Origin of the sequence: Paracoccus beibuensis (assembly GCF_026162625.1) — a bacterium.
Taxonomy (GTDB): domain Bacteria; phylum Pseudomonadota; class Alphaproteobacteria; order Rhodobacterales; family Rhodobacteraceae; genus Paracoccus; species Paracoccus beibuensis.
Map to the genome: position 1 here is coordinate 1 of NZ_JAOTBD010000045.1, position 21841 is coordinate 21841.

Genomic DNA, 21841 nt, shown 5'->3' on the forward strand with positions numbered 1-21841 from the left:
CGCCTTCTAGGCACATGAGGCAGCGGCGACCAGACCAAATTCGGTCTTGCATCCCCCGACCCGAGGCCCACGCAGCGGCATGGAGCCCAACAGCCGACGAAGCTCAAGCCTGCCTGCGGGTCTCGGCCTTCTTCGTCAGCCGCCTGTAGCGTGGCAGCGCCTTCGAGCGCCATTCGGTGATCTTGCCGGCCTCGTTCTCGATCCGGGCGCGCGGCACACGCACCGTCTCGGTGCCGAATGTGCCGGTCAGCTGCCGATCGCGGTGCCCGTGGCGGTAGCCCCTGGCCCGCTCGTCACCGCGGCCGTAACGGAGACGGCCGAGAAAATCGGCCAGTTCCTCTTAGAACATGGCTTCGATGGTGGCGCGGACATTCGCCCGCAGGCGATCCTCGATCGGATCATGCGCGCCTGCGTCACGCAGTAGCGAAAAGGACGAGCTGTCGGTATTCTGCTTCATGGCGTGATCTCCCTGGCGTTGCCGCCGCCGGTCGGGTGGGTGAGTGTCCACCTGCAGATCACGCCGCCAGCCAATTTCCACCAGTTCCGAGACACAACCCGCCTCCCTCCCATCCGACAGACCTTCCGACCCTGCCGCCCGGCCTGCCGGACTGGCTGACCACTGCAGCGACCGATCCGTCCGACAACCCGGTGTTTCTGGCCGGCGCCGCCCTGGCGAGCCTGCATCCGCTGCAGGGCCACCCGGCGGTGCCGCAGGCGCTGTGGCGGGCGCGGCTGGCGCTTGGCGCCGCCGAGGCCTCGGCCCGGCTCGAGCACCGGCGCGAAAGCCCCGGCGCCCTGCGCGATGCCGTGCACCTGCTTCGGCCGGGCGATCATCCGGGTCCGGCCGGTGCTCTCTTCCGGCAATGGACCCGCGCGGTGCGGCACCCGCTGGGGTGACCCAGTGGGACCGTGTGCTGCCGGGCTTGGACGCCAAGCAGATCGAGTCCTGGCTGGCGGCGGGGCAGGAGGCGGTCTTGGCCGAGGGGTCCCGTGCCGAAACCACCGCGCTGATCCTCGCCGATGCCACCCTCGCCCGCGCCCTCGGCTGGACGCATCTGACGCCGCTCCTGGCGACCGGGCTAACCCCGCGCGATCTGCGCGCCCGCTGCGTGGACCTGCAGCAGGCCTGCCACCGGACGGTGGTCACGGCGGCCGGACCCGCGTCTCGCCTGGCCGCCGATCTGGCCCGCCGGGCGGCCAGGCTGCGCGCCGTGGCGCCGAAGCTGCGGGCCCGCGGCGCCGGGGAGGCGGTGGCGCTGTTTCTCAACCGCGATGCGCTGGCGCCCTCCGCCCTGACGGAGGTCATGTCCGACCGCGCCGCCCGAAGGCTCTGCGACCGGCTGGTGGAGCTGGGCGCCGTGCGCGAGCTGACCGGGCGCCCGAGCTTTCGGCTCTACGGGCTCTGAGATGGCCACGAAGCGCCCCGAGCCGGAGCTGGATCGCGATCTTGCCGAGCTGCCACCGGCGCTGCGCTGGCGCGAGTGGCTGCGCCGGATCGAGGCGGTGCTCTTTGCCTCGGCCGCACCGGTGTCGCGCACCGACCTGGCCCGCGTGGTCGGGCAGGGGGCTTCGGTCGATCTTCTGGTCGAGGATCTGGCCGTCGAGCTGGAGGGTCGGGCCGTCGAGGTGGTGAAGGTCGCGGACGGCTGGATGCTCGGCACTCGCTCCGCCTATGCCCCGGCCATCCGCGCCGCCGCGGCCCTGCCGGAGGGCGGGGTTGAGCTACGCGATGCCGACATCACCGTCCTCGCCGCCATCGCTTACCACCAGCCGATCTCTCGCGACAGGCTGAAGGAGATCTTCGGGCGCGAGATCGGCCGCGAGCTGATCGGCCGCCTTTCCGAGCAGGGCCTGATCGCTCCCGGCCCGCGCGAGCCCCGCCGCGGTGCCCCCGCCACCTTCGTCACCACCGACATGTTCCTTGCCGCCTTCGGCTTTGAGACCCTGCGCGACCTGCCCGATCCAGCGCAAATCGCCGAGGATGGGCTGGACGGGGCGGTGGAAAGTGGAGCCGCGGCCACAGTTCAGGTTGAAGGAGGTTGATGCCGTGCATTGCGTCAAACCCCCACCTGCCGAAGCGGCTCTGATCGCTTTCGCAGAGCCCGGCTGACATTGTGGGGACATGTGACCGATCCCATGGTTGGAACGGCGCGGCATGGCGGCGGGAGCCGGGGCGTTGCGTTGCTAGGCGGTGCGCCGAATCGGCTAATACGTAAGGCGGCATTGGGGCCCGGGGCGATCGCGCGATGCAGCAGTCAATAACCGGAGGGTTGCGGTACTGCGCGATCGGCTCAAACGCGAAGATGGCTACGACGGCTGTCCGGAGTAGATCCAGGTCATCGTCAGCAGACCTCGCGAGCCTAGCGCGTCGGCCGGTTAAGCCGCCGGTATGCCCGGTCCGTAGAACGTGCGCAGCATCTTCTCTGTCGCGTGGTCGGCAGCAGAGACGCCTTCTGCGGGCCGAGACGGAGGCTATGCGTCAGTCGCCGATGGAGCATGATGTCGAGTGCATGTTAGTGCTGGCCGCACACAGTGACGACACCTCTGCTCAAGACAGAATGGCACTCAGTCGCTGTGCAGCTTTGCACACCGCGCAACAGGCCATGTCCGTGTCGAGCGCCTCCAGCGCCACAACCCCTATCGAGTAGTTGAGCTGATCCAGCCCCGGCGGCAGGATCAAGGGGCTCGAGACCCCGACCGCGCCACGATGCAACTGCCCGCGCGTGAGGGCAAAACCACTTCGGCGTGCTACGGACACTTCTTCGGGCTCATCCGATGAGGGGGGGCGCCCCGCCAGGATCGCCAATCCTGCAGCGCCACGGTTCAACGGGTGGCGAACACCTACCCTATAATGGATGGCGACAACCGCATTGCGAGGTTCGGCTGTCATGGCAACCACGCATTCCGAGCCTTCTGCAACGGAAAGAAAGGCCGTGGCCTCGGTTTCCTCAGCCAGTTGCTCCAACACGGCGCGCGCGGCTTTGCGTACGGTATCTGTTGCTGCCGCACCAAGCTGGAACGCAGCCCCACCCAATGTCAGGCGACCATCTTCGCGACGTCGTATCATCTTGTGATGACACAGCGTGGCCACGATCCTATAGGCGACCGCCCTCGTCAGATCGAGTTGCCGGGCGACATCGCTGACCCGCAGGTCACCGGGACTGCGGGCGACAAGCAAAAGCGTCTCAATTCCTCGGTCGAGCGTCTGGAGTAAACTGTAGCGTGACACGTGTGCCTAGTCCCTCGTGAGGAGCTGCTGCCTGACCAGAGATAGCAGGTATCAGGGTAGTGGAGCAAGAATGAGTTTCGAATAGTGAGACACCGGCTTCGATAAAAGAGATTGCTTCCCCATCGGTGGTTGCGTATGCAACGGTATCATCCGAAGCGAGGAGGCGGCGCGATGACCGAACGTAGCACAGTTCAAGCCAAGCCTGGTTGTCCGGTAGGTAATAGCACCAAGGCCGCGGGCTGCCCGATGAATCCGGCCGCGATGGCTCTATCCTTTGATCCTTTTGAAGGTCCCTATCAGGTCGATCCTGCCGAGGCGCTACGCTGGTCTCGCGATCAGATGCCAGTCTTCTACTCTCCCGCGCTCGGCTACTGGGTCGTCAGCAGATACGATGACATCAAGGCCGTCTTCCGCGACAATATCCTGTTTTCTCCCAGGAACGTTCTAGAAAAGATATCCCCTGCGACCGCGGAGGCGCAGGAGATCCTGAAGGGCTACGATTATGCGATGGCCCGTACGCTGGTGAACGAGGATGAGCCGGCGCATATGGAACGGCGCCGGGCATTGCTGGAGCATTTTTTGCCGCAGAACCTCGAGAGACAGCAGGACATGGTCCGCAAGCTCACGCGCGAGAAGATCGACGGGTTCATCGCCGACGGCCGCGTCGATCTGGTCGATGGCATGCTATATGAGGTGCCGCTGTTGGTGGCGCTGCATTTCCTTGGCGTCCCCGAGGACGAGATCGCAACGCTGAAGACCTTCTCGGTCGCGCACTCGGTCAACACGTGGGGACGCCCGTCCGAGGAAAAGCAGAAACAGGTTGCCCATGACGTGGGTCGCTTCTGGCAATACGCGGGCGAGGTCATCAGGAAGATGCGCGGCCAGCCCGATGGCAATGGCTGGATGCACCACACGATCCGCATGAACGCGGAAATGCCCGACGTGGTGACCGACAGCTACGTGCATTCGATGATGATGGCGATCATCGTCGCGGCGCATGAGACGACCTCGCTTGCCTCTGCCAACATGTTCAAGACCCTGTTGACGCATCGCGACGCGTGGGAGGATATCTGCGCGAACCCTTCGTTGATACCGAACGCGGTCGAGGAGTGCCTTCGACATGCGGGTTCGATCGTCGCCTGGCGGCGCCAGACCACCGGCCCCGCCACGGTCGGAGGCGTGTCCATTCCCGAGGGTGCCAGACTGCTGATCGTTCAGGCCTCGGGCAATCAGGACAGCCGGCATTTCGAAGATGGCGACGCCTTCGACATCTATCGCGAGAACGCGGTGGATCACCTGACCTTCGGCTATGGCGCGCATCAATGCATGGGCAAGAACATCGGCCGTATGGAGATGCGCATCTTCCTCGAGGAAATGACGCGCCGTCTGCCTCATCTGCGGCTGGCCGATCAGACCTTCAGCTACATGCCCAGCACCTCGTTCCGCGGGCCGGACGAGTTGTGGGTGGAGTGGGACCCTGGGCAGAATCCCGAAGCCCGCAACCGCTCCATACGTGAAGTGGCACGGGTCTTTCCCGTGGGCGCGCCCGCCCGTCGCGACATTGCAAGAAGGGTGCGCGTGACGCAGGTGCGCAACGAGGCCGAGGGGGTCTTGGGGCTGACACTGGAGGACGCCAATGATCGCCCGCTGCCACGGTGGAGCGCCGGTGCCCACATCGAGCTCTGCGTGGGTGATTTTGACAGGAAGTATTCGCTTTGTGGCGATCCTGGGGCCGGCAGCTATGAGGTGGCCGTCCTGCGCGAGGAACTGGGGCGGGGCGGATCCTGCCATATCCATCATACAATCAAGCCGGGTACCGAAATAAGGCTGCGCGGCCCGTCGAACCTGTTCCGGTTGTCCGAAGGTGCGGCTCATTATGTGCTGGTCGCCGGGGGGATCGGCATCACGCCGATAATCGCGATGGCGGACCGCCTGAAGGCGGAGGGCAGGTCATATGAGCTTCACTATGCCGGCCGCTCGCGGCGGACAATGGCTTTCCTGGCGCGACTGCAGGCCGATCACAGTGCCGCGCAGAGGATCTATCCCGGCGACGAGGGGCGGAAGCTTGATCTGTCTGCGCTGGTGGATGCCTTGCCCGCTGGCGGACAGATCTATTCCTGCGGCCCCGGGCGGATGCTGCTTGCGCTTGAAGAGCTGACTGCAGGCAAGCCTGAGGGCACCTTCCGGTTCGAACATTTTAGCGCCGGAGGCTCTGGCCTTGACCCCGACAACGAACAGGCATTCGAGGCGGAGCTCACCGACAGCGGGCTGACCGTGCAGGTCGACGCGGACAAGACGCTGCTCGATGCGCTGTTGGCAGCGGGCGTCGATGTGCCCCATGATTGCTGCGAAGGTCTTTGCGGCTCCTGTGAGGTCGCCGTGGTTGAAGGAGAGATCGATCACCGTGACATGGTTCTGACACGGGCCGAGCGTGCCGCGAACAAGCGCATCATGAGCTGCTGTTCGCGCGCGAGGAACGGGGGGAAGATCCGGCTGGCCCTTTGAGTGACCAATCCGGCGAGACCACGAAGCGGGAAGACGCTTTTCATGTATGGGAGGAACCTGAATGAAAGATGCTGATAAACTCATGGCGGGGGTCGCCGTGGCCACGGCACTAATGGCGACGGCGGCGCAGGCCGAAGTGACACTGAAGGTCAGCCATTATTTGCCCTCGGTCCACGGCATACATACCGATTTCATCGTGCCCTGGACCGAGGAAATCACCGCCTGCACCGAGGGCGAGGTGCAGTTCGAGATCTTTCCTGCTGGCTCGCAGCTGGGCAACGTCGCGCGCCAGCAGGAGCAGGTGATGGCAGGCGTGGTGGACATCGCCAATGGACTGACGGGCATTCCGCGCGGCCGGTTTCCACGCACGTCCCTGATCGACATGCCGTTTCTGACCGATGACGCGGGTGCGGCCACCTATGCGCTGTGGGAGCTGTTTCCCGACTATCTCGCCGAGGAATACCAGGGCGTGAAGGTCCTGGCGCTCTACGCCCATAATGGCGGATTGCTGCACACCGCGGGCACCAAGGTTGAAACCATGGAGGACATGCAGGGGCTGCGTATCCGCACACCGTCGCCTGCGGTTTCCGAGATGCTGTCGGCCTTGGGCGCCGATCCGCAGGGCCTGCCGCCTGCCGAGGTGTACGAAAGCCTGCAGCGCGGCGTGATCGATGGCACGGTCTTTCCGTGGGACCCGGTGAAGAGCTTTGGGCTGAACGAAGTGCTGGACTATCACCTGGACCTCGGGGCCTACACGGTGTCGTTCTTCTTCGTCATGAACCAGCGGTCCTATGACGGGCTCAGCGACAAGGCGAAGGCGTGCGTCGATCAGTATTCCGGCGATGCGCTGGTATCGAAGTTCGGCGACTGGTGGGACAAGTGGGACCAGCCGGGCCAGGCAGAAGCCGAGGCGGCGGGCCACGAGATTTCCGTCCTCTCGGACGAAGAGCGTGCCGCATGGGCAGAAGCACTGCAGCCGATGATGGCACGCTACATCCAGTCAGTGAAGGATCAGGGCGTCGATAACGCCGAGGAGATCTATCAGGCGATGAAAGACAAGATCGCCGAATACGAACAGGCGCATCAGTAGACCGGATGAAAGCCCCGGCACCCGCGCCGGGGCTTTCGCACAGGAGAAACCCAACCTTGCAACAGCTCTTCACGTATGGGCGCTGGCTTGTATCCGCGCTTGCCGGGCTCGGTGTCCTGTCCTACGGGACGGCGGCGCTGGTGACGGTCGCAGATGTGATCGGCCGCCGGTTCGGCCTGCCGGTCGAGGGCGTCGTGGATCTCGTCCAGCTCTTCTTCATCGGCGGTGCCTGGCTGGTCATGCCGTACGCGTTCATGGCGGGCAGCCACGTGGGGGTGGATTTCCTGCTGAACCTGATGCCGCGCGCCCTCGCGGCACCGTTGAGATTGGCCATCGCAGTGCTGTCCCTAGGCCTGGTGGGGCTGATGCTGTGGCAGGGATATGCGACGTTCCTGACCAGAACGATGTTCGGCGACCGGTCCCAGCAGTTGGGCATTCCCATCGACTGGTACTGGTATCCACTGCTTCTGGGGCTGGCGATGTCGCTGCTTGCGATCGTTCTGCAGCTTCTCTCACCGCCGAAAGGGCATCCTGAAGATGACTGATCCATTTCTGGGGCTGTGGGGTTTTGCCGCCGCGCTGCTGCTGATCGCGCTCGGCCTTCCGGTGGCTGTCTCCATGGGGGTGATCGGCGTGCTGGGCTACTGGTACCTGAACGGATGGATGGGGGCGTCCTACATCCTCGGGTCCAGCCCGTTCGAGTCGATCTTTCCGTACTCCTTCTCGGTCATCCCGCTTTTCGTGATGATGGGCGTCTTCGCCTCACATGCCGGGCTGTCGCGTTCATTGTATGCGGCGATCAATGCCTTCATTGGGCATCGCAAGGGCGGGCTCGCAATCACGTCGATCGCGGCAAGCGCGTTCTTCGGGGCAATCTGCGGGTCATCGCTTGCCACGGTCGCCACCATCGGTCGGGTAGCGCTGCCAGAGATGAAGCGCCACGGCTATGCACCCTCGCTTGCGACGGCCACGGTGGCGGCGGGTGGAACCCTGGGGGTTCTGATCCCGCCCTCCATCCTGCTGGTGGTGTATGGCCTCCTGACTCAAAGCTCGATCGGCCAGCTGTTCATCGCCGCGCTTGTTCCGGGGTTGCTGGGGGCCGTGCTCTATGCCGGCGCCATCATGATCAAGGTGCGCCTCAACCCCGAGATTGCGCCGCGGGCGGAGCGGACGGGTTGGCGCTGCCGCGTGCGGTTGCTCGGTCGCGTATGGCAGGTGCTGCTGTTGTTCGGCGTGGTGATCGGCGGCATATATCTCGGCTGGTTCTCTCCGACCGAGGCGGCGGCAGTCGGCGCGGTGGGCGCCTTTGTCCTTGCCCTGCTCTCGGGCGGGCTGAACCGCCTCACGCTGAAAGCCTCGGTTCAGGAGACGGCGGGACTGACCGGGATGATCTTCTTCATTCTCATCGGGGCGGCGCTGTTCAACTTTTTCCTCGAGAACACGGGCCTGCCGCAGCTGCTGATCGAACAGATCCGCTCGGCCGGACTGGGGCCGTTGACCGTGATGGCGCTGATCCTGATCTTCTACATCGTCCTAGGCTGCTTCATGGACTCCATGTCGATGATCCTGCTGACGGTGCCGCTTCTGGCGCCCGTCGCGCTGGAAATGGACTTCAACCTGATCTGGTTCGGCATCATCATTGTCACAGTGGCCGAGATCGGGCTGATCACGCCGCCCATCGGAATGAACCTCTTCGTGGTGCAGGCTGCGTCGCAGGGTGTGTCGCAGAGCACGGTGGTGAAGGGCATATTGCCATTCATCCTGGCCGATATCCTGCGGCTCGTGCTTTTGGTGGCATTCCCCGCCTTGGCGCTGTGGCTGCCGCTGCAGGCCATGTGACAGAGCGCCCGCTATCCGCTGGAACGGTCGGCGTTGATGCGCAGCAGCGCGCACTGCAGGGGGCTTGCGTCATCCTGCAGTTCGTCAAGAAGCTGGGCCTGAAACGCCTCGGCGATGCGACCCAGCCTTTGCATCAGTGCGCGGCCCTCTTCCGTGAGTTCCAGCACGACCAGACGACGATCAGTGTCATGGGTCGAGATGCTGACGATGCCGTTCTCCTCCAGTCGCGTCGCCGCGCGGCTGACCATGCTCTTGTCAAGGTGGACCCGTGCCGTGATGTCGCGTACACTGACAGGTCCCGAGCGGTTCAGATGCGCCAGGACGCGCCATTCAGGGATCGTCAGACCAGCCTCGGCCCGGTACAGCGTCGCGAACCGGCGGCTGATCCTAGTGGCGGCCACGCTCAGCTGATACGGCAGGAATCCGTCCAGGTCGAAAGACATGCAATTTTCCTTTTTCGCGCGCGGTCATTTCAAGTCGCTATAGCAGCAATGCCCGACCTTGACATCATTGCATCCTCAACGTTACTTGTCATTGCAGAAGCAACGAACTCATCAGCACCTGAGGAGAAGCGACGATGACCCTTCAAAAGCTTCCGAAAGCCATGATTTGCGCCAAGGGAACGACCGGCGCGCATGACGGCTACATGCCCGGCTTCGGCAACGATTTCGAAACCGAGGCGCTGCCGGGCGCTCTGCCCCAAGGCCAGAACAGCCCGCAGAAGTGCAACTATGGCCTTTACGCCGAGCAGTTGTCGGGCACCGCCTTTACCGCGCCGCGCGGGCAGAACGAGCGGACCTGGTGCTATCGCATCCGCCCGTCCGTGCACCACACGGGGCGGTTCACCCCGATCGACGTCCCGCATTGGAAGACCGCCCCGAACGTGCTGCCGAACGTGACCAGTCTGGGCCAGTACCGGTGGGACCCGATTCCTGTGCCGGACCGGGACCTGACCTGGATCACCGGCATGCGCACGATGACCACGGCTGGCGACGTGAACATCCAGGTCGGCATGGCGTCGCATGTCTACCTTGTGACCCGCTCGATGGAGGACGAGTATTTCTTCTCGGCCGACAGCGAGTTGCTGGTCGTGCCGCAGGAAGGCCGGCTGCGCTTCTGCACCGAACTGGGCATCATCGAGCTGGAGCCGAAGGAGATCGCGATCATCCCACGCGGTCTTGTCTACCGCGTGGAGGTGCTGGAAGGCCCGGCCCGCGGCTTTGTCTGCGAGAACTACGGCCAGAAGTTCGACCTGCCCGGCCGCGGGCCGATCGGCGCGAACTGCCTGGCGAACCCGCGCGACTTCAAGTGCCCCGTTGCCGCCTTCGAGGACCGCGAGGTCGAAAGCCGCGTCGTCATCAAGTGGTGCGGCCAGTTCCACGAGACGCGGATCGGACACAGCCCGCTGGACGTGGTCGCGTGGCACGGCAACTATTGCGCCTACAAGTACGACCTGCGGACCTATTCCCCGGTCGGCGCGATCCTGTTCGATCATCCCGACCCGTCGATCTTCACCGTGCTGACGGCACCTTCGGGCCAGGAAGGCACCGCCAACATCGATTTCGTGCTGTTCCGCGAACGCTGGCTGGTGGCCGAACACAGCTTCCGCCCGCCCTGGTACCACAAGAACATCATGTCCGAGTTGATGGGCAACATCTATGGCCAGTACGACGCCAAGCCGCAGGGCTTCCAGCCAGGCGGGATTTCCTTGCATAACTGCATGCTGCCCCACGGCCCCGACCGCGACGCCTTCGAGGGCGCCAGCAATGCCGAATTGAAGCCTCACAAGCTGGACAACACCATGTCCTTCATGTTCGAGACCCGTTTTCCCCAGCACCTGACGGAATACGCCGCAAAGGAAGCCCCGATGCAGCAGGAGTACATCGAGGTCTGGAACCAGCTGGAAAAGAAGTTCGACGGCACCCCCGGCATCAAGTGAACGACGCAGTCCGCTTCGGGCTGCAAGGCAATACAAGAAAGGATGGGCATGACCCTGATCCGTTCCTGGGTGGAAAGCGCGAACAGCGCCGACTGTCCCTTTCCGCTGAACAACCTGCCCTATGGCGTCTTTTCCTGCGGCGATGCACCTCGCTGCGGGGCGGCGATCGGCGACATGATCGTTGATCTAGCCGCATGCGAAAAACATGGCCTGCTGGATGCGGGCGGCACGTTCGCCGAGCCGCGGCTGAACGGGTTCATGGGCCTTGGCCGTGCGAAATGGGATCAGGTTCGCGCAGCTCTGACGGCGCTGCTGGCCGAGGACGGCAACCGCGATCTCCCGTTGGTGGCGATGGTGGATGCGATGCTCCACCTGCCGATCCACGTCACCGAGTTCACCGATTTCTACGCCTCGAAGAACCACGCCTTCAACGTGGGCGTCCTGTTCCGCGGGCCCGAGAACGCGCTGCCGGCGCAGTGGACGCATATGCCTATCGGCTATAACGGGCGCGCGTCTTCGGTCGTGGTGTCGGGCACCCCGATCCGCCGCCCGATGGGCCAGGTCAAGGGCGAGGACGGCCCGATCTGGACCGCCTGCCGCCGCCTCGACCTGGAGATGGAACTGGGCGCCATCGTCGGCATGGACAGCACCCTGGGCGAGCGTGTCAGCGTGGACCGGGCAGAGGAGATGATCTTCGGCTATGTGCTCTTGAACGACTGGTCTGCGCGCGACGTGCAGGCTTGGGAATACCAGCCGCTCGGCCCTTTTCAGGCCAAAGCGCTCGGCACAACGATCAGCCCGTGGATTGTGACGCAAGCCGCACTTGAGCCGTTTCGCACCAAAGGAGCTGAGCGGGTCAATCCGCTGCTGGACTATCTGCGCGAAAGTCGTCCTGGGCTTTACGATCTGACCGTCGGCTGGACCATGAACGGGCAGGTGATGGGCCAGACGAATTACAAGACAATGTATTACTCCAGCGCACAGCAGCTGGCGCACCACACCAGTTCGGGTTGTCCAATGCGGATTGGCGATCTCCTGGGCTCGGGCACGATCTCCGGGCCGGAGCCCGATCAGACCGGCGCGCTGTTAGAAATGACGCAGGGCGGCAAGACCCCCGTAACGGTCGGTGGTGAAAGCCGCACCTTCATCGAGGACGGTGACGAGATCGGGCTGTTCGGTCACGCGCAGGGGGACGGCTATCGCGTCGGCTTCGGGACCTGCCTCGGCAAAATCCTGCCAGCACAATGACGGTAGTGCTGCACGATTATTGGAGATCGTCGGCCTCCTATCGGGTCAGGATCGCGCTGAACCTCAAGGGCATTCAGTTCGAAAGACGTCCGGTCGATCTTGTCGAGGGCAAGCAGCGCGATCCGGCGCACCTGCGGCTGAACCCGCAGGGCCTCGTCCCGGCGCTGGAGATCGACGGTCTGGTGCTGACGCAGTCCCTTGCCATCATCGAATACCTGGACGAAACCCGTCCCGGTCCGCGACTGCTGCCCGCGGATCCCGCCGCGCGTACCCAGGCGCGTGCGCTGTCATTGGCCATCGCCTGCGAGATCCACCCGCTGTCGAACCTGAAGACGCTGAACCGCATCGAGGTTCTGGCGGGCAAGGCCGCGCGCGCGGCATGGAACCGCGATACCATTCGTGCAGGGCTCGAGGCCTTCGAACGGATGCTGGATCACCCGTCGTTCACGGGCACGTTCTGTGTCGGCGACGCAGGCAGCATCGCCGATTGCGTGCTGATCCCGCAGCTTTACAACGCCAGTCGCTGGCAGGTCGAAACCGATGATCTGACCCGTATTGCGGCTGTCGCGGCGCGATGCAAGGTAGAGCCAACCTTTGTCGCCGCCGCTCCGCAGCAGCCATAAGATCACGGGCCGGAGATCACCCGGCCCGCATTTGTTTCAGCCCTTGGGCATCGTCTCCTGCATCGATGGCCGCTTGGATACCTCGGCGAACCATTCAGCAAGCCGGCGGTGATCCGCGCGCCAGTCCTTGTCGACAAATCGGAAGTCAAGATAGCCTAGCATGGAAGCTGCCGCGATGGATCCCGCATTGAAGTCTCGGGACAGCAAGTCGAACCATTCGCCTTCCAGCGCATCTAGCCCGCTGTCGACCTTTTCCATCTGGCTGTCATGCCACAACTGCCAACGCAATTCCTCCGGGCGCAGCGCGACTTCATAGCGGCACAGCAGGCAGGCATCCAGGGTCGACTCGGCCAGTGCCTCCAGGGTCAGGATGCGAAACCGGTCGGCGCCCGACGGGTAAACCGTGCCCTGTGCGTCCCCTAGGCTGTCGATGAACGCGCAGATCACTCGGCTGTCAAAGATCGGCTGGTCGCCTTCGGTCAGCAGGCATGGCACCTTGCCCGACGCATTGTATCGCACAATGTTCGGATCGCGCTTCACGGGCCATGCAGCCGACTCCAGCAACTCGACCTGATCTGCGACGCCGCGTTCATGGGCAGTGACCAGCACCTTGCGGACGTAGGGCGAGGCGGGAGAATGGAAAAGTCTGATGGTCATTTGTTTTTCCTCCGGTTTCGGGTGGTGGGGCGCCCGAGATCCTTTGTGGGGCGCCTCAGGATGTCCTCGGGGTGCTGTTCCAGATGGTCCAGCAGGTGTTCGAGGGCAAAGATGATGTGTTCGCGCATCAGTGCGGCGGCGCGCGTGCCCTGGGCGTTGGACAAGGCTTGGGCGATGCGATGGTGATCGTCGTGTGACCGCGCGATGACGCCGTGATCGCGCCACATGATGATGCGGTCCGATGCCATCGGCACGTTGTGCAGGCGCTGGACGAAATCTACTATCCACGGATTGGCGGCGGTTCGCATGATCAGGTCGTGGAAGCGCACGTTCATTTGCCGGTAGGGGCCCAGATTCTCCGGTAGCAGAAGGCCCGGTGACAGAAGCTGATCGCCGTGGGCAACCAGTTGCAGCAGTTCCGCGCCAACTTCAGGCGTCATGTTGTCCGCGGCCAGACGGCAGGCGGTCGCCTCCAGTTCGGCCCTGACCTCGAACGCGCCCTTCATGTCCGAAATCGAGAACTCCCGTACGCGGAAGCCGCGATTGCTTTCGTAGACCACCAGCCCCGTCTGGGTCAGGGTGGTCAGTGCCGTGCGGAGCGGCGTGCGCGACAGCCCTAGTTGCTCGGCCAGTTGATCCTGGTGCAGCTTTTCTCCGGGCTTGATCCCGCCTTCCAGGATCAACTCGCGCAGCCGCTCTGTAGCGATCTCAGTGCTCGTGTGACTTTCCTGCATTCCAGACCCGTGCAACCCCGCAACAAGACAATTTATCCAAAACCTATAATCTGTGCGCTTGTTACTTGCAATAGACCCGCTTTTGTGTTCATTACGTTCGCAACGAAAGAGGGGGCGTGTTGTGAAGGGTACTTGTCTGGTAACTGGCGCGGCTGGAGGAATAGGTAGGGCAGTCGTTGAACGCCTTGTTGCCGACGGCTTCTCGATCATCGCCGCGGATCTTGATCACGCCCGTGCCGAGGCTGTCATCAGCGGAGTGGGTGGTGCGCATCGGGCGGTCGCGCTGGATGTATCGGACGAGGCTGCGGTCATCGCGTGTTTTGCTGAAGCAGAGGCCGCAGGCGCAGCGATAAATCACGTGGTCGCGGCGGCTGGCATTCTTCTGTTCGCCGGAAATGGCGACCGGCCCGCGCTGACCGACATCACCCTGGACGAATGGGAGGTGACGCAGCGTGTGAACGCGACCGGGACGTTCCTGTTGCTCCGCGAGTATCTGCGGGTGGCGAGCCGACGCGAAATGCGCGGCGGTCGCTTTGTCGGCTTCAGCTCCGTTGCGGCTCAGCTAGGAGGCTATCGCTCCAGTTCGGCCTATATCGCCTCTAAAGGATCGGTAATGGCATTGCTCAAAGCAGCGGCTCGTGAAGCTGCGCCGCTTGGGATCACAGTGAATGGAGTGGCTCCCGGCCTGATCGACGCACCGATGCTGCACCAATCACTGCCACCGGAAAAGTACGCGACGGTCACGGGAAACATTCCCCTGAACCGGATTGGCACTTCGGATGATGTGGCAGGCGCAGTCTCGTTCCTGCTGGGCCCCGATGCCGGCTACATGACCGGCGCGATGCTTGATGTGAATGGCGGATATCGGATGCAGTAGGGTGTGCTCGGCGAAGATCGCCGCGCGCACTGTCCGCACTGTCAACGAAAGCGCTGGAGGAGGCGTCATGTTCGCAACCCTGAGATGGCTGACCCACGGGCTAGCATTGCTGGCGGGCCTGTCCGTGGCACTGATGATGTTCCACGTCATGGCTGACGTGATCGGCAAGTACCTTTTTCACTACCCCGTGCCCAGCACGGCCGAAGTCGTGGCGAACTACTACATGATCGCAGTGGTGTTCCTGTCTCTGGCGTGGGTCGAAGCGCGCGGAAGCGCGATTACCGTCGACCTGGTCTATGATGCTACAGGCGCCGGGGCGAAGCGTGCAATGCGTAAGCTAGGCGAGTGCGCGACACTCGTCTTTTACGGGGGCCTCGGTTGGTTCTCTTGGGATGTCGCAGTTCGCGCGTGGGAGTCAAACGAAACCGTGGATGGTCTTTGGCGAGTCACGGTATGGCCGGCCAAGTTCATGCTGCCGGTCGGGATCGGGCTGGCATGCCTGATCCTGATCGTCCGCATCTTCAGCGAGCAGAGCGTGAAGACGATGGCGCCAAGCGCCGAGCACATGGACGCAGGGGCCTAAGATATGGATCGTATCGAAATCGGCTTCATGGGCGTGGGATTGGTGCTGATGCTGATTGGCATCCGCGTCCCGATCGGCGCCGCGATGGGCAGTACGGCGTTTCTTGGCATCTGGGCGATGATGGGCTGGCGCCCGGCCGTCGGGATCACCAAGGCTATTCCGTTTAACCTCATCGGAGACTGGAATCTGTCGGCAATCCCGATGTTCCTGTTCATGGGCTTTATCGCGGTCGAAGGCGGCCTGACCCGCGGTTTGTTTGGGGCGGCGCGCATCCTGCTGGCCCGCATACCGGGCGGTCTAGCCTCGTCGACGGTTGTGGCCTCGGCGCTCTTCGCCTCAGCCTCGGGCTCTTCAGTGGCCAGTGCGGCGGCATTTTCGCGCATATCTGTGCCGGAAATGCTCAAGTCCCGCTATGATATGGGACTAGCGACCGGTTCGGTGGCCGCAGCAGGTACACTAGGTGCGCTGATTCCGCCATCGGTGCTGATGATTGTCTACGGTCTGCTTTTGGACACCTCCATCAGCACCCTGTTCGTTGCGGGCATCATGCCCGGATTGCTTACCGCGCTTGCGTTCATCATTCTGATTACTCTCCGCTGCAGCATCAATCCGAACCTCGCACCGCGCGTTGAGGTCACCGCAACCCGAGCTGAAACCCGCGCGCTTCTGGCTGATGCGTGGCCATTGCCGGTGCTGATACTCGGCGTGATGGGGGGGATCTTTACGGGCATTTTCACTGCGACAGAAGCTGGTGCCGTGGGTGCGTTTCTCGCCTTTGCCCTGTCGCTGATCCGCGGGCGACTGACGTTGCCGATCCTTCGCAGAGCGCTGCTGGATACAGCGTCGGGCACCTCAGAGATCTTCATCGTCGTTCTGGGTGCGGCGCTGTTCTCGCGGTTCATCGCCCTGGCAACCATCCCAGACTATGTGGTCGGGCTGCTGGACGGCTATTCGACGCTGACCGTGCTGATCCTGATCTGCGCCGTGTTCATCGTGATGGGCGCTTTCCTGGAAAGCATCTCGATCATGCTGCTGACGCTGCCAGTGCTGGGACCGGTTTTGGCGGTGCATGACGTGAACCTGATCTGGTTCGGAGTTCTAACGATCAAGCTGCTGGAAGTCGGGCTAGTGACCCCTCCGATGGGCATGAATGTATTCGTCATCAAGTCGGCCTTGGGCGACCGAGTCAGGCTTGGCCAGATCTTTCGCGGTGTCAGCTGGTTCATCGCCATCGACATGGTGGTGTTGGCGCTTCTGGTGGCGTTTCCGGCAATCAGCCTGTGGCTCCCCGAAATGATGGGCAGTTGAGCCTACGGCTTTGTATTCTACAGGGAGGAATAAGATGAAACTGACAAACAAGATCCTGGCAGGCGGCGCGACTTTGTCGCTTCTTGCACCCGTGGCTGGCACGGCCGAAACCTTTCAAGCCACGAATTGGATGGCGCCGTCGCATATTCTAAATGAAATCGCTTATGCGCCCTTCGTTGAACAGATCTCTGAAGCGACGAATGGCAATGTCGAATTCGAAGTTTACTCCTCAGGCTCGCTGGTTCCCGCGCCGACGACCTTGCAGGCGATCGGAGATGGAGTTGCGCAGCTGGGGATCGTGGCGGCGTCCTATACGCCTTCGGAGCTGCCGCTGTCGGGCATGATCAACGACATGGCTTTCACGGTAACCGATGAGTTTGCTGCAGCCTTCGCCCTCACCGAAATTGCGCTGACCAACCCCCGGATGATCGAGGAGTACTCCGATCACAACACAGTTTTTCTGGGGGGCTATTCGACTCCTATCTACAATTTCCTGTGCATGAGGGAAGTTTCGGGACCGGAATCCCTTACAGGGCTGAAGATCCGCACGGCCGGAACGGCGCAGAACCAGTGGATCGCATCTTTGGGCGCCATCCCGGTCGCGGTGCCGATGACCGATACCTATTCGGGCCTTGAACGAGGTTCAATTGACTGCACTCTCAGCGATCCGACGAACCTGGCCACGGGCTACAAGTTTTGGGAGGTCGTCAAGCACATCAACTTGCTGCCCCAGGGTGCGTCTTTGGGCGCGACATATGTGCTGAGCAAAGACTTCTGGGCTGATCTTTCGACCGAGGATCGTCGCGCAATCCTTGACCTGACCGGCAAGGCGCTGGCCGAGGCGCAGGTGGCCTACCATGACGGCGTCGAGGCCGCACTGGAAGGCTCGAAAGAGCGCGGGATCACCATTTCCGAGGCTGACCCGCAGATGCAAGAACGGCTGGAAGCATTCCAAGCCGAAATGCTGGAGGGGCTGGCGGCAGAGACGGCCGAAGTGCGCGGGATTGAAGATCCCTCGGACATCGTGACGCAGTACCAGCAGCTCGTCGGCAAGTGGCACGACCTGCTCGAAGGCGTCGACCGTTCAGATGCCGAGGCCGTCGGCCAACTGGTCAAGGACGAGATCTATGCAAAGCTGGACGCCGAGACCTACGGAGTCGAGTGACGACATAACTGGCGGGCCGATACGGCCCGCCCACCTTTATCGAATGGCGCCTTGGGCGCCGCTTAAGGGAAATCCATGAACGCTGAACAAGCTACCGCAATCGTCACCGGTGCAGGGGCGGGCATCGGACGCGCAATCGCCCTTCGGCTTTCCCAGGAGGGCTACCTCGTGATCGTCGCGGACCGCGCAGAGGACCCTGCTGCGGAAACAGTCGCGCAGATTCAGTCCGCGGGTGGCGCAGCGAGGGCAGAAATCCTGGACATCACCAATCCCGCCGCGACGCAGGCGCTGATCGATGGCGCAAAGGGGCTACGGGTACTGGTTAACAATGCCGGGATCTTCGACGTCATCGCATTCGACAATCTAACCGCCGACGATTTCCGCCGCATGTACGAAATCAACACAGTCGCCATGTTCACGCTTTGCCAACAAGCGTCGCGCGTCCTTCCCGAAGGCGGGCGGATCATCAATCTTGCCTCGCGCGCGGCGTTCGGCGCCCGCAATTACGCCCATTATGTGGCCTCAAAGGCCGGCGTTGCGGGCATGACCAAGGCGATGTCACTGGAACTGGCTGCCCGTCAGATCACTGTGAATGCCGTAGCACCGGGCGTCATCGAGACCGATATGCTGAAGGCTCGCCCGGAGGGGCTGGAGGGGATGCGGGTCCAACAACCTTCCGGCCGGTTGGGCAGCCCCGAACACATCGCGCACGCGGTTGCTTTCCTCGCAGACCCGCGGGCCGAATACGTCACCGGTCAGGTCCTGATCGTGGATGGCGGGCGTTCGGTCGGTGGCACAGCGGCGTTCTGAGGGAGGTGAACATGTCCCATAACATTCAAGACCTGGCGGGCCGCCGGGCCGTCGTCACCGGTGCCGGTCAGGGCATCGGCCGCGCGATCACTGAGGCACTGGTGGCTTCGGGTGCGCATGTTCTGGCGGTCGATCTCGACCCGGTTGGGATCGGCCAGATGGCATCCGAGCGCGTCACCGCCATTACCGGCGACGTAACCAATCCGAACCTGCCGTCGCTGCTAGAGGAAGCTCTGGCGGGCAACGCACCTGACATCCTGTGCAACAATGCAGGCGTCGCACGCGGTGCGCATGGGCTTGAAACCAGCGACGCGGATTTCAACCGGTATTTTCAGATCAACGTGCTCAGCTTGTTTCGCCTGTCTCGGTGGGCGGTCGCCCGCATGGCGTCGAACGGCGGCGGTGCGATCGTGAACACCGCCTCGATCTTTGGTCAGATCGGCGCGCAGGACTCCTGCGGATACTCGACCTCGAAGGCAGCGGTGATCGGGTTGACCCGCCAGATGGCTACGGATTTCGGACCGAACGGCATCCGCGTGAACGCGGTTGCGCCAGGGCTGATCGAGACGCCGCTGACTTCCGAACGTATCCGCACCGAGACGTGGCGCCGTCACGTGATGATCGAGGGCGCGCCGTTGCGCCGTGTCGGCACACCTCAGGACGTGGCCCGCGCTGTACGCTTCCTGGCGTCGGACGAGGCCAGCTTCATCACCGGACAGGTTCTGGCCGTCGATGGTGGCTGGGCCGTTGGCCGCTACCCGCGGGAGGAGGCTATCCATGTCGAATGACATCCGCTTTCCCGACCCCGACGCCCCAGTGCCCGACAAGTGCGACCTGCTGATAATCGGCACGGGTGCTGCGGGAATGGCTGCGGCAATCTCTGCACATCATGCTGGTCTATCGCCCGTTCTGGTCGACAAGGCCGATGTATGGGGTGGCTCCACCGCCGTGTCGGGTGGGGCGATTTGGGTGCCGGACAATCCGCTGATGCGGCGTGCGGGTATGAGCGACGACCGTGGGGCTGCCCGACGCTACATCCAGTCTGAAGCAGGCAACCAATTCAACGCCGAACTGGTAGACGCGTTTCTTGAAGCGGGGCCGCAGGCAATCGCCTTTTTCAATGATCACACGTCACTGAAGTTGGCGCATCGTCCAGTTTCGCCGGACTATCACTCCGACGTGGACGGCGCGGCCGAGGGCGGAAGAGCGCTGGATGCATTGGACTTCGATGGCCGTAGGTTAGGCCCCTGGCTGAAGCGGCTGCGCCCTCCGATCCGCGACTTCACCATTCTAGGTGGGCTGCCGCTTGGCCGGCCGGACATCTACCATTTCCTGCGGATGAGCCGCTCGGCGAAGTCCGCGGCCTATGCCGCCCGGAGGATCGCCAACTATGCCCGGGATCGCGTCGTCCATGGGCGCAACACCCGACTGGTCATGGGGGCCGCCGTCGCCGGTCGCATGATGGAGACGGTTCTTTCCCTTGGGATCCCCATCTATCTGGGACACGAACTGGTCGCGCTGAACCGCGATGAGCCCAGTGGCCGCGTCATCGGCGCAGAACTGCGCTGCAAAGGTCAGGTACGCCGAGTTTCCGTGCGCCGTGGTGTCGTTCTCGCAGCCGGAGGATTTCCACAGGATGCCGGCCGCCGAGCCGAGACGTTCGTCCATGTGCGTCAGGGACTTCCCCACTATTCGATGTCACCATTGTCCGGCACCGGTGGCGCGATCGCGGCTGCCGAGGCAATTGGCGCCAGGTTCGTGCGGTCCAACAGCAATGCAGCCTTCTGGGCGCCAGTTTCCTTGCTGCCGGACGGGCAGGGCGGCGTCCGACCTTTCCCTCATCTGTTTCTGGACCGCGCAAAGCCGGGCGTGATCGCCGTCGGACATGACGGCAGGCGCTTTGTGAACGAAGCAGTTAGCTACCACGACTTCGTTCAGGAGCTGATCACGAAGCTGCTGGACGAAGGACGGAAGTCAGCTTGGCTGGTCTGCGATGCGCGCGCGCTTCGTCGGTACGGACTTGGAGCAGTCCCGGCATTCCCAGGTCGTATCGTCCGGCACCTGGCCTCGGGCTATCTAAAGCAAGGAATGGCTCCTGCGGCGCTTGCCAGCGCCTGCGGCATCGATCCTGCACGATTGTCCGAGACCGTGGAACGGTTCAACGCGGCGGCTGAACGGGGTGAGGATCCGGCATTCGGCAAAGGTTCGACCAGTTACCAAAGGTATCTGGGGGATGCCGAGCATGGACCCAACCCCTGCGTTGCCCCGCTAAAAAACAAGCTTTACGCAATCGAGATCTTTCCCGGCGATATCGGCACGTCGATGGGACTAGAAATCGATGGCAAAGGGCAAGTGAAAGATGGCAAGGGCGCGGCAATTCCAAATCTCTATGCATGCGGGAATGATATCAACTCTATCATGTCCGGCGCATATCCTGGTGCAGGCATCACCTTGGGACCGGCGCTCACCTTCGGTTGGATTGTAGGGCAGAACGCTGCGAAGGTACACTAAGGTCTTCATGACATCCTGACAGGATGACTGTCTGCTGCACCCGGTCGAACGGCTTCGGCGGCAATGCGGTTGTTACGAAACACGGAGGTATGGATGCGTCTCGAGACCTTCTTCCCCTACCGGCTCGCCGTGGTGGCCGAAGCCTTCTCGCGCAAGCTGGTCGAAGTCTACGGTCGCGAACACGGCCTTTCGCGCGAGGAGTGGCGGCTGCTGTTCCTGCTTGAGGATGCGGGCTCGCTCGACTCGTTGCAAATCTCGCAGCGCACGTCACTGGACAAGGTTCAGGTCAGCCGCGCCGCATCGCGTCTGGAGGCGAAGGGTTTGATCACCCGCCGGATCCTGACCAGCGACCGGCGGCTGAGGCAATATGCTATCACGCCAGCTGGAAAGGAATTATTCAAGAAGGCATTCGCGGGCGTCGCTGCCCGCGCTGAGGAGATCTTGGCGGAGATGACCGAAGCAGACAGCGCGGCGCTGCAGCAAGGTATCATGGCATTGGACAGGGCACTCGTGAGTATGTCCCAGCGTTTAGATGCCCACGGACGTGGCGGGGCTCTTGAGGACGATTGTCAAGCGAAGGCCAGTTCTGCATGAGACAAGAAGGAGGACCGATGAAGAAGGTCTATGCCACTGCGGGCGAGGCTCTGGACGGGCTTTTGCACGACGGGATGACGATCGCGGCGGGGGGCTTCGGCCTCTGCGGCATCCCCGAGCTTCTGATCG

23 protein-coding genes and 1 pseudogene are annotated in these 21841 nt (G+C 63.0%); 19 read left to right on the top strand and 5 right to left on the bottom strand.

Annotated elements, in window-relative coordinates; translation table 11 throughout:
* Positions 1–121: 121 nt before the first annotated feature.
* Positions 122–457, bottom strand: a pseudogene (locus tag OC159_RS17835) (transposase); the annotation flags it as partial.
* A 191-nt stretch (positions 458–648) separates the two neighbouring features.
* On the opposite strand from OC159_RS17835, the gene OC159_RS20030 reads away from it, so the two are divergent.
* Genes OC159_RS20030 through scpB form a run of 3 tightly spaced genes read left to right on the top strand, consistent with a single transcriptional unit; the run spans position 649 to position 2043 of the window.
* On the top strand, positions 649–897 hold the full coding sequence (locus tag OC159_RS20030; RefSeq protein ID WP_322626745.1) for a DUF1403 family protein: 249 nt from the start codon (positions 649–651) through the stop codon (positions 895–897).
* Positions 894–1406 carry a DUF1403 family protein gene (locus OC159_RS20035; protein WP_322626746.1) on the top strand — a complete coding sequence of 171 codons (513 nt, stop codon included), beginning with the start codon at positions 894–896 and terminating at the stop codon, positions 1404–1406. The genes OC159_RS20030 and OC159_RS20035 overlap by 4 nt, the downstream gene beginning before the upstream one ends.
* Position 1407: 1 nt before the next feature.
* Positions 1408–2043 (top strand): SMC-Scp complex subunit ScpB, encoded by a 636-nt coding sequence (gene scpB, locus OC159_RS17845; protein WP_265502549.1) that lies wholly within the window; start codon positions 1408–1410, stop codon positions 2041–2043.
* Between the two features lie 505 nt (positions 2044–2548).
* Here scpB and OC159_RS17850 read toward each other — a convergent pair.
* A complete protein-coding gene (locus OC159_RS17850) occupies positions 2549–3229 on the bottom strand; it encodes an IclR family transcriptional regulator (protein WP_265502550.1) in 681 nt (226 codons plus the stop codon).
* A 171-nt stretch (positions 3230–3400) separates the two neighbouring features.
* Between OC159_RS17850 and OC159_RS17855 the strand changes: the two genes are divergently transcribed.
* From OC159_RS17855 to OC159_RS17870, 4 genes are all read left to right on the top strand, one after another.
* Positions 3401–5734, top strand: a complete 2334-nt coding sequence (locus OC159_RS17855) for a cytochrome P450/oxidoreductase (protein ID WP_265502551.1) — start codon at positions 3401–3403, stop codon at positions 5732–5734.
* A 61-nt stretch (positions 5735–5795) separates the two neighbouring features.
* Entirely contained in the window at positions 5796–6824 is a 1029-nt protein-coding gene (locus OC159_RS17860) for a TRAP transporter substrate-binding protein (protein WP_265502552.1), read from the top strand.
* 56 nt (positions 6825–6880) lie between these two features.
* Positions 6881–7369 (top strand): TRAP transporter small permease, encoded by a 489-nt coding sequence (locus tag OC159_RS17865; RefSeq protein WP_265502553.1) that lies wholly within the window; start codon positions 6881–6883, stop codon positions 7367–7369.
* Positions 7362–8663, top strand: a complete 1302-nt coding sequence (locus OC159_RS17870) for a TRAP transporter large permease (protein ID WP_265502554.1) — start codon at positions 7362–7364, stop codon at positions 8661–8663. The genes OC159_RS17865 and OC159_RS17870 overlap by 8 nt, the downstream gene beginning before the upstream one ends.
* Positions 8664–8674: 11 nt before the next feature.
* Here the strand turns inward: OC159_RS17870 and OC159_RS17875 are convergent, their stop codons facing one another.
* The gene (locus OC159_RS17875) at positions 8675–9106 is read right to left on the bottom strand and encodes a MarR family winged helix-turn-helix transcriptional regulator (protein ID WP_265502555.1); all 432 of its coding nucleotides are present in this window, start codon (positions 9104–9106) and stop codon (positions 8675–8677) included.
* A 134-nt stretch (positions 9107–9240) separates the two neighbouring features.
* On the opposite strand from OC159_RS17875, the gene hmgA reads away from it, so the two are divergent.
* The 3 genes from hmgA to maiA are packed head-to-tail and all read left to right on the top strand — an operon-like array spanning position 9241 to position 12473.
* Entirely contained in the window at positions 9241–10602 is a 1362-nt protein-coding gene (gene hmgA, locus OC159_RS17880) for a homogentisate 1,2-dioxygenase (protein WP_407674152.1), read from the top strand.
* A 48-nt stretch (positions 10603–10650) separates the two neighbouring features.
* Positions 10651–11850, top strand: a complete 1200-nt coding sequence (gene fahA, locus OC159_RS17885; protein ID WP_265502556.1) for a fumarylacetoacetase — start codon at positions 10651–10653, stop codon at positions 11848–11850.
* A complete protein-coding gene (maiA, locus tag OC159_RS17890; protein ID WP_265502558.1) occupies positions 11847–12473 on the top strand; it encodes a maleylacetoacetate isomerase in 627 nt (208 codons plus the stop codon). Before fahA ends, maiA begins: the two co-directional genes overlap by 4 nt.
* Before the next feature lie 36 nt (positions 12474–12509).
* On the opposite strand, the gene OC159_RS17895 is transcribed toward maiA, so the two are convergent.
* The gene (locus OC159_RS17895) at positions 12510–13130 is read right to left on the bottom strand and encodes a glutathione S-transferase (protein ID WP_265502559.1); all 621 of its coding nucleotides are present in this window, start codon (positions 13128–13130) and stop codon (positions 12510–12512) included.
* A complete protein-coding gene (locus OC159_RS17900) occupies positions 13127–13864 on the bottom strand; it encodes a GntR family transcriptional regulator (protein WP_265502560.1) in 738 nt (245 codons plus the stop codon). The genes OC159_RS17895 and OC159_RS17900 overlap by 4 nt, the downstream gene beginning before the upstream one ends.
* A gap of 121 nt (positions 13865–13985) precedes the next feature.
* Here OC159_RS17900 and OC159_RS17905 point away from each other — a divergent pair, with 121 nt between their 5' ends.
* From OC159_RS17905 to OC159_RS17945, 9 genes are all read left to right on the top strand, one after another.
* Positions 13986–14741 carry an SDR family NAD(P)-dependent oxidoreductase gene (locus OC159_RS17905; RefSeq protein WP_265502561.1) on the top strand — a complete coding sequence of 252 codons (756 nt, stop codon included), beginning with the start codon at positions 13986–13988 and terminating at the stop codon, positions 14739–14741.
* Positions 14742–14808: 67 nt separating this feature from the next.
* A complete protein-coding gene (locus OC159_RS17910; protein ID WP_265502562.1) occupies positions 14809–15324 on the top strand; it encodes a TRAP transporter small permease subunit in 516 nt (171 codons plus the stop codon).
* Positions 15325–15327: 3 nt separating this feature from the next.
* A complete protein-coding gene (locus tag OC159_RS17915; RefSeq protein WP_265502563.1) occupies positions 15328–16632 on the top strand; it encodes a TRAP transporter large permease in 1305 nt (434 codons plus the stop codon).
* 34 nt (positions 16633–16666) lie between these two features.
* Positions 16667–17797: a C4-dicarboxylate TRAP transporter substrate-binding protein gene (locus OC159_RS17920; protein ID WP_265502564.1), complete on the top strand. Its 1131-nt coding sequence runs from the start codon at positions 16667–16669 to the stop codon at positions 17795–17797.
* Between the two features lie 75 nt (positions 17798–17872).
* Entirely contained in the window at positions 17873–18607 is a 735-nt protein-coding gene (locus OC159_RS17925) for an SDR family NAD(P)-dependent oxidoreductase (RefSeq protein ID WP_265502565.1), read from the top strand.
* Between the two features lie 11 nt (positions 18608–18618).
* Complete coding sequence (locus OC159_RS17930; RefSeq protein ID WP_265502566.1) at positions 18619–19395, top strand: SDR family NAD(P)-dependent oxidoreductase; 777 nt, start codon at positions 18619–18621, stop codon at positions 19393–19395.
* Positions 19385–21118: an FAD-binding protein gene (locus tag OC159_RS17935; RefSeq protein WP_265502567.1), complete on the top strand. Its 1734-nt coding sequence runs from the start codon at positions 19385–19387 to the stop codon at positions 21116–21118. Before OC159_RS17930 ends, OC159_RS17935 begins: the two co-directional genes overlap by 11 nt.
* A gap of 93 nt (positions 21119–21211) precedes the next feature.
* Complete coding sequence (locus tag OC159_RS17940) at positions 21212–21712, top strand: MarR family winged helix-turn-helix transcriptional regulator (RefSeq protein WP_265502568.1); 501 nt, start codon at positions 21212–21214, stop codon at positions 21710–21712.
* 17 nt (positions 21713–21729) lie between these two features.
* Positions 21730–21841 (top strand): CoA-transferase (locus OC159_RS17945; RefSeq protein ID WP_322626747.1); only part of this gene is annotated, 112 nt, incomplete at its 3' end.

What these genes read in the sequence shown, in the direction of transcription:
- scpB (WP_265502549.1), top strand. Translation starts at nt 1,408, where the DNA reads ATGGCCACGAAGCGCCCCGAGCCGGAGCTGGATCGCGATCTTGCCGAG.
- OC159_RS17855 (WP_265502551.1), top strand. Translation starts at nt 3,401, where the DNA reads ATGACCGAACGTAGCACAGTTCAAGCCAAGCCTGGTTGTCCGGTAGGT.
- OC159_RS17860 (WP_265502552.1), top strand. Translation starts at nt 5,796, where the DNA reads ATGAAAGATGCTGATAAACTCATGGCGGGGGTCGCCGTGGCCACGGCA.
- OC159_RS17870 (WP_265502554.1), top strand. Translation starts at nt 7,362, where the DNA reads ATGACTGATCCATTTCTGGGGCTGTGGGGTTTTGCCGCCGCGCTGCTG.
- OC159_RS17875 (WP_265502555.1), bottom strand. Translation starts at nt 9,106, where the DNA reads ATGTCTTTCGACCTGGACGGATTCCTGCCGTATCAGCTGAGCGTGGCC.
- hmgA (WP_407674152.1), top strand. Translation starts at nt 9,241, where the DNA reads ATGACCCTTCAAAAGCTTCCGAAAGCCATGATTTGCGCCAAGGGAACG.
- fahA (WP_265502556.1), top strand. Translation starts at nt 10,651, where the DNA reads ATGACCCTGATCCGTTCCTGGGTGGAAAGCGCGAACAGCGCCGACTGT.
- maiA (WP_265502558.1), top strand. Translation starts at nt 11,847, where the DNA reads ATGACGGTAGTGCTGCACGATTATTGGAGATCGTCGGCCTCCTATCGG.
- OC159_RS17895 (WP_265502559.1), bottom strand. Translation starts at nt 13,130, where the DNA reads ATGACCATCAGACTTTTCCATTCTCCCGCCTCGCCCTACGTCCGCAAG.
- OC159_RS17900 (WP_265502560.1), bottom strand. Translation starts at nt 13,864, where the DNA reads ATGCAGGAAAGTCACACGAGCACTGAGATCGCTACAGAGCGGCTGCGC.
- OC159_RS17910 (WP_265502562.1), top strand. Translation starts at nt 14,809, where the DNA reads ATGTTCGCAACCCTGAGATGGCTGACCCACGGGCTAGCATTGCTGGCG.
- OC159_RS17915 (WP_265502563.1), top strand. Translation starts at nt 15,328, where the DNA reads ATGGATCGTATCGAAATCGGCTTCATGGGCGTGGGATTGGTGCTGATG.
- OC159_RS17920 (WP_265502564.1), top strand. Translation starts at nt 16,667, where the DNA reads ATGAAACTGACAAACAAGATCCTGGCAGGCGGCGCGACTTTGTCGCTT.
- OC159_RS17925 (WP_265502565.1), top strand. Translation starts at nt 17,873, where the DNA reads ATGAACGCTGAACAAGCTACCGCAATCGTCACCGGTGCAGGGGCGGGC.
- OC159_RS17930 (WP_265502566.1), top strand. Translation starts at nt 18,619, where the DNA reads ATGTCCCATAACATTCAAGACCTGGCGGGCCGCCGGGCCGTCGTCACC.
- OC159_RS17935 (WP_265502567.1), top strand. Translation starts at nt 19,385, where the DNA reads ATGTCGAATGACATCCGCTTTCCCGACCCCGACGCCCCAGTGCCCGAC.
- OC159_RS17940 (WP_265502568.1), top strand. Translation starts at nt 21,212, where the DNA reads ATGCGTCTCGAGACCTTCTTCCCCTACCGGCTCGCCGTGGTGGCCGAA.